Source organism: Paraburkholderia sp. LEh10 (genome assembly GCF_017814945.1).
Classification (GTDB): domain Bacteria; phylum Pseudomonadota; class Gammaproteobacteria; order Burkholderiales; family Burkholderiaceae; genus Paraburkholderia.
Map to the genome: position 1 here is coordinate 348,249 of NZ_JAGIPX010000001.1, position 7,953 is coordinate 356,201.

The following is a 7,953-nucleotide window of genomic DNA, read 5'->3' on the forward strand; positions in this document are numbered from 1 at the left end:
GGCGTTTGCCATGCGGTGCGCAACCGCCTTTGCGGACGATGAGCCGATGCCGAAGCCGCCGTGCGAAATCGTGCGTGTTACTGGCGGACCGCAGGTGAGGCTCAGCGAGGACGGTGAAGAGGCTGCGCGGGCTGAACGCGCAGTGAGCGCACCGTCGTTCGACCTCCTTCTAGAGCGCGCGTTCGTGCGGCGCGCCGTACTGCGTGTTGAGCTGCTCGATGGTCGTGATGGCGTGTTCCATGTGCGTGACGGTCCGTGGAGCGAGGCGTCTCATGATATGCGCTCGCGCGCCTCATCGGCCCTTCCAGGGCACGAGCCGCCGTTCCAGAGCGCGCATGCCGAAGTCGAACAGCCACGCGATCGCCCCAATCAGCACGATGCCCATCACCACCACATCCGTACGCAGGAAGCTAGAGGCGTTGAGCACCATCTGACCTAGCCCGGCCGTCGCGGCCACCATCTCGGCAGCGACGAGCGTGGTCCAGCCAAAGCCGACGGCAATGCGCAGGCCCGTCAGTAGTTCGGGCAACGCTGCGGGCAGCACGACGTGCCACACCACCTGCCGGAAACTCGCGCCGAGCGACCATGCCGCGTTCACCTGCTCGGGCGTCGCACTTCTCACACCGGCGCGCGCGGCCATCGCGATGGGCGCGAAGCACGCGAGCCATATGACGACGACCTTCGCGGTTTCGTCGATGCCGAACCAGATCACCACTAGCGGCAGATAGGCGAGGGGCGGCAGCGGCCGATAGAACTCGAGCGGCGGATCAAGCACGCCACGCGCGATCCGGCTCACACCCATCAGAATGCCGACGGGCACAGCCGTCACGACAGCCAGCGCGAACGCACCGAACACGCGGATCGCGCTCCACAGCAGATGCTCGGACAGGGGCAGTCCGCCCTGAAGCCTGCCATGCAAGGCATCGACGAACGCACGCCACACGGCTTCAGGCGAGGGCAGAAAGAGCGGCGGCAGCCAATGGAAATGGGTCGCGGCCCACCACAGCACGGCGAGCGTCGCGACACACAGTGCGCTTGGCACGGCGGTTGGACCCGCGCCCGGCATGCCGCGATAGCGCGCGCCTCGCCGGGTGCGCCCGCTGCGCCGCAGAGTACGCGGCGCAATCGTCCGGGCGGACAACGATGCTTCCGACGCAGGTTCGGTCACACCGCCTCCGTTTCCGTGCGGTGCAAGCGGCGCGTGAGCCGCTCGCGCCATTCGATGAACGCGGGCGACGACTTCACGGCGCGCGCATCGCGATCGCGGATGTATTGGCGCGAGAACGGCAGTTCATGCACTTCGTCGATTCGTCCTGGACCGGGCGTCATCAGCACGAGCCGCGTCGCGAGGAAGAGAGCTTCCTCGACGCTGTGCGTGATGAAGAACACCGTCTTGCCGGTACGTGCCCACACGTCCAGCACGAGCTCCTGCACGCTTTCGCGTGTGAGCGCGTCGAGCGCGCCCATCGGTTCGTCCATCAGCAGCACTTCGGGATCGCTCGCGAGCGCGCGCGCAATTCCCACGCGCTGCTGCATGCCGCCCGACAGCGTGTACACGTTCGCATGCTCGTACTGTCCGAGGCCGACGAGGGCGAGCGTGCGCCGCGCGATTGCGTGCCGATCGCCGCGCCTGGCGCCGCGAAAGCGCAAGCCGAGCGCAACGTTGTCGAGCACGTCGAGCCACGGCATCAACGCATACTTCTGGAACACCACGCCGCGTTCCGCGCCCGGCCCGACGATAGGCTCACCGTTGAGCGACGCTTCGCCCTCTGTCGGATCGAGAAAGCCCGCGAGGCAATTGAGCAGCGTGGTCTTGCCGCATCCCGACGCGCCCAGCGCGACGACGAACTCGCCGCTGCCGATCTGCAGGTCGACGCCCTTTAACGCAGGCGTGCTCGCGCCGTCGTAGGTGACGCCGAGATTGCGGATGGACAACGAGGTCATTTCGCTGCCTGCTGCGCGAAGCGCGGATCGACACCTGTCGAATAGTCCGCGAGCACGTTCTGGATCGTGCCCTGTTGTTTGAGGAACTGTGCCGTCGCGGCGAGCGACTTCGCCGCGCCGGACTGCTTTCCGCCGCCGAGCCAGGTCGGCGATGCCTGTTCGACCGCGCTCGGGAATGCGTAGAGTGCGAGACTCGCGGGCACGTCGGCGGCGTTCGCGCCGGATTCCTGCGCGACCGCCTGCACCTGACGGGAGCCCGCCGTCCAGTCGGCCTTGTGGTCTCGGTACTGCGCATCCGTATCGGCGAGAACCTTCACCAGTCCCGTCATGAAAGCGGGATTGTCCTGCGCGAATTTGCGCGACGCGACGAAGCCGTCGAAGGTCGCCTTGCCCGATTCGCTCGCGACCTGGCCCGACGTGATCAGAACCTTGCCGTTCTGCTTGACCTTCGCGAGCACCGGGTCCCAGATATACGTCGCATCGATGTTGCCGCGCTCCCATGCGGCTGCGACCTCAGGCGGACGCAGGTTGACGATCCTGACGGTCGACGGGTCGACGCCCGCCTGCTGTAGCGCGACGAGCGCATGGAAATGCGAGGTCGACACATACGGTACGCCAAGCGTCTTGCCCTGCAGGTCCGCGAGCTTGTTCACGCCGGAGCCGTTGCGCGCGACGAGCGCCTCGGCGTCGTTGATGTTGTCGAGAACCCAGAACAGCGAAAGATCGACGCCTTGCGAGAGGCCGGCGGCGATCGGACTGGAGCCCGCTTCGCCCACCTGTATCGAGCCCGACGCGAGCGCGCGAATCACGTCCGCGCCGCTGCCGAGCTTGCGATAGGTGACCTTATAGCCCGTGGCCTTCTCGACGGCGCCGCTTGCCTGAGCGTAGCGCCAGGGCACCACCATGTCCTGATAGCCGATGACCACCTCGCGCGTTTCTGCCCGCGTCTGAAGCGGCACGAGAATAGCGGCGGCAAGCACGAAGGAAGCGGCGCCCGCGAGCAGCGCGCGGCGATGGATCGAATGTTTCATGGAGCGGACAAAGTGATGTGATGAAGCCTACGACTATAGCCACTTCGCGCGCCGCGCCTACGAATAAATTGTGCGTAGCAAATCATGCCATCAGCGCTGCATCGAGCGGCTGACTACAAAACAAACGACAGTCAGTTGATCATGAGAAATAAGGCATACGAACGGTTGACGTGTGCAGTATTGCTTCGGCAGGACGACCCGCTCAGGAGGAGAAAGCGATGTCGATTGTTGCGCCGGGCCGTCCAACGTAGCGATGCATATAACGCTATGGCAGCCGCGCTCATATGCTTTCGGTTTCAGCGGCATTCACTGGCTTCTCCTGCACGCGCGAAGTCCACGCCAAATCGCCACGCCTGCTTTCTACCTGAGAAAAACTTCGTTCCCTCGCGCATCTCACGCGGCTACAGTAGGCCGCGCCGACGCACCACAACGGCGCGCCGGCGCAACGAACGAAGGAATCTCAACAATGAAAATCAAGACTTGGGGCGCGGTTCTCGCAGCACTACTGTTAGCGGTATCGAATGCCGCGCATGCGGATCGTCTGGACGACATCAAGAAGGCGGGCGTGCTGCGCGTCGCGGCGTTCGACAGCAACCCGCCATTCGGCTACGTCGATCCGAAAGACAATCAGATCGTCGGACTCGACGTCGACTATGCGCGCGCCGTCGCGAAGAGTCTGGGCGTCAAGCTGGAAGTCCAGCCGACCAACCCGGCCAATCGCATCGCGTTTTTGAAGTCGGGCAAGGTCGATCTCGTGTTCGCCAACTTCACGATCACCGACGAGCGCAAGAAGGAAGTCGATTTCAGCACGCCGTATTTCGCATCGGGTACGCAGTTCATCGCGAAGAAGGGCGTGCTCAAGTCACCGGATCAGCTCAACAGCCTGCGCATCGGCGCGGACAAGGGCACGACGAACGAACAGCAGGTACGCGCGAGATTTCCGAACGCGACCATCGTGGCCTATGACGATACGCCGTTCGCATTCGCCGCGCTGCGCACGGGTAACGTGCAGGTGATCACGCAGGACGGTCCGAAGCTGGTCGCGCTGCTTGCGCGCGTGCCGGACAAGGGCAGCTACGAGATTCCGCCTTTCACGATCTCGAACGACTACGAAGGCGTCGGCGTGCCTAAAGGCGAGACGCGTCTGCTCGACGTAGTGAACGACACGCTCACGAAGCTGGAAGCGGACGGCGAGGCCTCGCGCATCTACGACAAGTGGTTCGGACCGAAGAGCGCTGCGCCGCTGCCGCGACTCTTCAAGATCGGCGATCCGCAAAAGAGCAGCTGAATCCAGTCGTCGCCTTTGATGCCCAGGGCGCGCCCGAACATCGGGCGGCCGGGGCTTTTGTTGTTTCCGCCTCTCGCTTGCCGATCATGCAAACCTGGCTTGAACCGAAATATCTCGCATGGCTGGAGCAGGGCTTTGCGCTCACGCTGATCTTGTCCGCGTGCGCGGGCATCTGCGCGACGCTGCTCGGCTTTGCGCTGGCCGTCGCGCGCACTTCACGGAGCGCCACGTTGGCGCGCGCCGCCGCACTCTATGTTTTCGTATTCCGCAACTCGCCGCTGCTTGTGCAATTGCTGTTCTGGTATTTCGGCGCTGCTGCGTTGCTTCCCTCCGAATGGATGACGTGGCTCAACACGCCGCATGCAACGAATCTGGGGCCTGTCGCATTGCGCTGGCCCAGCTTTGAACTGTTCGCAGGCTGGTTGGGACTGTCGTGCTACACGACGGCCTTTATCGGCGAAGAGTTTCGCGCCGGGATGCGCGGCGTGAGCCGTACACAGGAGCAGGCCGCCGCCGCGCTGGGCATGGGTCGCTATGCGACGCTGCGATACGTCGTCCTGCCCCAGGCGTTGCGCATCGCGACGCCGCCGCTCGCCGGGCAATACATGAACGTCGTGAAGAACTCGTCGCTGACGATGGCGATCGGCGTGGCCGAACTGTCGTACATGTCGCGTCAGGTCGATACCGAAAGCTTCAGGACGTTTCAGGCGTTCGGCACTGCGACGGTGTTGTACGTGCTGACCATCGCGGTCATCGAGGCCGCACTCGTCGTCTGGCAGCACACAGGCGTCCGTACGTCGCAGCGAGGCCGCGCATGAGCGACTTCAACTGGTTGCCGTCGCTGCGCTATCTGCTGCTCGGCGCGTTTCCTTCGGGGCCGCTGGGCGGCGTCGCGCTGACGATCGCGCTCTCGGTGGTCTCCGCGCTGCTCGCTGCCGTGATCGGACTCGCGGGCGGCGTCACGCTGGCGATGACACGCGGCTACGTGCATCTGCTTTTGACTGCGGTGATCGCATTCTTCCGCGCCATTCCCGTGCTGATGCTGATCTTCTGGACCTTCTTCCTGATGCCGATCCTGCTGCACGTGAACGTGCCCGGTCTCGCGGCAGTGATGTGCGCACTCGCACTGATCGGCGGCGCGTATCTGTCGCACTCGGTGCATGCGGGCATCGTGTCGATAGCAGATGGGCAGCGGCAGGCAGCGCTGTCGCTTGGCTTGACGCGTTGGCAGGCACTCCGCGAAGTGATCTTGCCGCAGGCCGCGCGCGTGATGATGCCTTCGTTCGTCAATCAATGGGTGTCGCTCATCAAGGACACGTCGCTCGCGTATATCGTCGGCGTGCCGGAGTTCACGTTTCTCGCGAACCAGCTCAACAACCGGCTGATGGTGTATCCGGCGCAGATCTTCCTGTTCGTCGGCTTCATCTACCTGTTGCTGTGCAGCGCGCTGCAGGGACTTGCCCGCATGCTGCTCGGGCGTCGCGAGAAGTCGATGAAAACGGAATCAGAGCTTCGTCGGCCGTTGCTTCGCGTGCTTCGGTCTTTCATCGCATCCGGGCGGATAACGTAAGTGCAATCGGTTGTTATCCGCGCGGCGGCGCGCCCCTTACGCGGGCAGGCGATCCCGTCTTGCCCTTCCGCGCGCAAGCGCCGCCGCCGCGCACAGCCAATCGCTCGGAACACGACCGGGGCTACCGGCGCCCCGCAGTAGCGGACCAGCCTCTACACGCGAGCGGGCGCGCTAAACGCTTCGATAGAATCCAAGTCGCAGCCCTCGTACTGCCAGACGGGGGTATGGCGAAGCGATAAGTTACGCAACTAACCGTCAGTTACGACGCATCCTTGGGCCACCAAGGAAGGTTCCATGATCCGTAGGCGCCTACAAATCTTTCTCCTGAAGCGATGTGCGCTGGCGCACAGTTCTCGGCTGATAATGCGAGCCTTCACGGAGCACCAGGCTATCGTATAGCTAGTCGGCGGGTAGAGCGCCTTCGCGTTCGCATCACCGAACTCCACCGGAAAATCCAAAAATCAATCCACGCCGATATCTCCGTCCAGAGGAGAATCTAAATGGCTACGAACAGATTTAACCGTCGCTCTTTTCTTAAGGGTTCCGCCTCGGCCGCTGCGTTGATGTCGCTACCCGTACGAGGGTTTAGCCAGACAACCTTGCTCACGCGGCTGGAATGGCAGCAGTTCAAAGCGACGCCGCAGTACGCGTCGTTTCTGAATGCGGTGAAATTGATGAAAGCGGTGACGGATGCCACCAAGCCCACATCATGGCAGTACTGGGTCAACGTGCACCTGAACTACTGTCCGCACATGGTGCCGTACTTCCTCGCCTGGCACAGAGGCTACCTGTACTATTTCGAGCAGCAGTTGAGAACGGTGTCGGGAGACAGCAAGCTCGCGCTGCCGTATTGGGATTACTACAAGTATCCCCATATGCCGAGCGAGTTCACTGATGCGGCCAGCGGCAATCCGCTATATGTCACCGGGCGAGTCAATACCAACGTGTACGGTGCGCTGACGATGGCGCCTTTCTCATCCAAAATCATCAACATGCAGCGTGGAACGTCGAACTCCTTTGAGGCGTCGTTCGAATCGGCTCCTCACAACCCGGTGCACAACATTATCGGCGGATGGATGGCCGATATGTCGTCGCCTACCGATCCCATCTTCTATCTGCACCACGGGAATGTCGACCGGCTGTGGGACGCGTGGTGCGCCGAGCCTCCGACAATCGTGCCGTCGCCAAGCAGCTCGTACTGGTCGGGGTCGTTCACCTATGCGACGAACCTCTCGATCGCGAAGTCGAAGTGCTATCGGCCCGGGCTTCTGAACTATCAGTACGCCCAACCCAACAATGTGCCGTCCGCGTTGCCTCCAAACGCCCAGGAAGGGCGCATCATCCGCGTCCAGGCGCAGCCTACACCGATCGTCGTCCGTCCTGCACTCGGCAACTTTGCGAATACGCCTGGGCGCACAATCTCGAGCAGCCGGCGTTCGCTGGGCGGCGTCGCGAACATGACGCTCAACGAGACATCGGTCAGCGCACGTTTGCCGCTGCAAGCGTCGGACATTTCTTCGTTGAAGGATGCGCTATCGGCGGCCGCGGCGGGTTCCGAGGCGAGCACGACCACGCTCCAATACCCGTACCTCGTGCTGGACAAGCTCGTTGTTACCGGACTCGGGAGACAAGGCGGCTATTACTACAACATCTATCTGAACCTGCCTGCCGCCGGCAACGCGGACGCCGCCAGTCAAGCGCATTTCATTGGCACGTTTGGCGCGTTTGAAGCATCTGAGGCCAATCACCACGGCGGTGGCACGCTGAGGCTGCCGTTGAGCGACGTGTTGCAGAATCTCGGTGTCGCGGATCTGAACGAGGCCGTAATATCGCTTGTGCGCGTGAATGGGCCGAATTCCCCGAAGGGGACCGCGTTAATTGTCGGTGAAATGCGCGTCGAACTGTCAACCGATAGACCCTGACCGGTATTGAGGTTTGCTGATGGTCCAGTGGTTTCTCCTGCAGCACCTTGATTTTCCACCCGGCGGTGAGTCAGTTCTTGTATGTGAACGGATGTCTAACTTAATAGCTGTCAACGAGTTGTGCGCTCTTGTCAGGAGCGCACAACCGATGCCTTTTCGTATATATAAAGAGTGGGAAGGAACGGGTAAGGGCGGCAA

7 protein-coding genes are annotated in these 7,953 nt (G+C 62.6%); 4 read left to right on the forward strand and 3 right to left on the reverse strand.

The annotated features are described in order from the left end of the window. Positions 1–292: 292 nt before the first annotated feature. Genes J8I87_RS01635 through tauA form a run of 3 tightly spaced genes read right to left on the reverse strand, consistent with a single transcriptional unit; the run spans position 293 to position 2,975 of the window. Positions 293–1,219, reverse strand: a complete 927-nt coding sequence (locus tag J8I87_RS01635; protein ID WP_409518712.1) for an ABC transporter permease subunit — start codon at positions 1,217–1,219, stop codon at positions 293–295. Then, positions 1,165–1,944: a taurine ABC transporter ATP-binding protein gene (locus tag J8I87_RS01640; protein WP_209929681.1), complete on the reverse strand. Its 780-nt coding sequence runs from the start codon at positions 1,942–1,944 to the stop codon at positions 1,165–1,167. Before J8I87_RS01640 ends, J8I87_RS01635 begins: the two co-directional genes overlap by 55 nt. Continuing rightward, positions 1,941–2,975: a taurine ABC transporter substrate-binding protein gene (gene tauA, locus J8I87_RS01645; RefSeq protein ID WP_209929682.1), complete on the reverse strand. Its 1,035-nt coding sequence runs from the start codon at positions 2,973–2,975 to the stop codon at positions 1,941–1,943. Before tauA ends, J8I87_RS01640 begins: the two co-directional genes overlap by 4 nt. Before the next feature lie 466 nt (positions 2,976–3,441). Here tauA and J8I87_RS01650 point away from each other — a divergent pair, with 466 nt between their 5' ends. The 4 genes from J8I87_RS01650 (at position 3,442) to J8I87_RS01665 (ending at position 7,755) form a co-directional block, all read left to right on the forward strand. Then, entirely contained in the window at positions 3,442–4,263 is an 822-nt protein-coding gene (locus J8I87_RS01650) for an ABC transporter substrate-binding protein (protein ID WP_209929683.1), read from the forward strand. An 86-nt stretch (positions 4,264–4,349) separates the two neighbouring features. After that, positions 4,350–5,081, forward strand: coding sequence for an amino acid ABC transporter permease (locus J8I87_RS01655; protein WP_209929684.1), 732 nt, complete (start codon positions 4,350–4,352; stop codon positions 5,079–5,081). Continuing rightward, on the forward strand, positions 5,078–5,833 hold the full coding sequence (locus J8I87_RS01660) for an amino acid ABC transporter permease (RefSeq protein WP_209929685.1): 756 nt from the start codon (positions 5,078–5,080) through the stop codon (positions 5,831–5,833). Before J8I87_RS01655 ends, J8I87_RS01660 begins: the two co-directional genes overlap by 4 nt. Before the next feature lie 500 nt (positions 5,834–6,333). Beyond that, complete coding sequence (locus J8I87_RS01665) at positions 6,334–7,755, forward strand: tyrosinase family protein (RefSeq protein WP_209929686.1); 1,422 nt, start codon at positions 6,334–6,336, stop codon at positions 7,753–7,755. Positions 7,756–7,953 lie beyond the last annotated feature (198 nt).